The organism is Candidatus Hodgkinia cicadicola, assembly GCF_002774925.1.
On record NZ_NXGO01000061.1, the window covers coordinates 1 to 1,022 of the forward strand.

Here is a 1,022-nt window from a genome sequence, read left to right on the forward strand (position 1 = left end):
TTAAAATCGATATTGACGCCATTTACATGCAGCCAATGGAAATGTGTGGAAACGTCTCCCACTAAATTTGTACTACCCTCTGTACCAGGTGTCGCTAGGCAACCAAAACAATGCGTAAATAGGCGGTAACGTTAGTGAGTTTAGTTTGTGATCGTATTCTTCACGGTTCAGTGGAAGCGCGCGATTTGTTGTTTACGTGTGATTTGTTCGTTTATTTAAGTGAAAAGTTTGTTTATTATTATATTATTATTAAACCTTTAATATAGTTGAGTGCCGAAAATGCCCAAAACGCCAGCGATCGGAATTGACTTGGGTACGACGTATTCCTGTGTTGGAGTCTGGCAGCATGGAAAAGTTGAGATAATAGCCAACGATCAGGGCAACAGAACAACTCCGAGTTATGTTGCTTTTACTGATACTGAGCGTCTCATCGGCGATGCTGCAAAAAATCAGGTTGCTATGAATCCAGAAAATACTGTTTTCGACGCAAAACGATTGATCGGAAGACGTTACGACGATCCGAAAATTCAAGACGATTTGAAGCATTGGCCTTTTAAAGTAATCAATCAAAACAGTAAACCAAAAATACAAGTTCGTTATAAGGGGGAAATTAAAACTTTCGCTCCCGAAGAAATCAGTTCCATGGTGTTAACAAAAATGAAAGAAACCGCTGAAGCATATCTAGGTGGCACCGTGAGGGATGCGGTGATCACAGTTCCAGCGTATTTCAACGACTCGCAGCGACAGGCGACGAAGGACGCAGGAACCATTGCGGGTATAAATGTACTTAGAATTATTAATGAACCAACTGCCGCTGCACTCGCCTATGGATTAGATAAAAATCTGAAAGGAGAGAAAAAAATTCTTATTTTTGATCTTGGTGGTGGAACGTTTGATGTATCAATTCTCACAATAGACGAAGTATCCTTATTTGAAGTGAAAGCTACAGCTGGCGATACTCATCTTGGAGGTGAAGATTTCGATAATCGTTTGGTAAATCATTTATCGGACGAATTCAAGAG

At 40.3% G+C, this 1,022-nt stretch carries 1 protein-coding gene; it reads left to right on the forward strand.

The genetic code is table 4. The features are described from left to right. Positions 1-279: 279 nt before the first annotated feature. Positions 280-1,022, forward strand: a 743-nt coding sequence (locus MAGTDC_RS02640) for an Hsp70 family protein (protein ID WP_146656926.1), incomplete at its 3' end; no start/stop codon positions are given.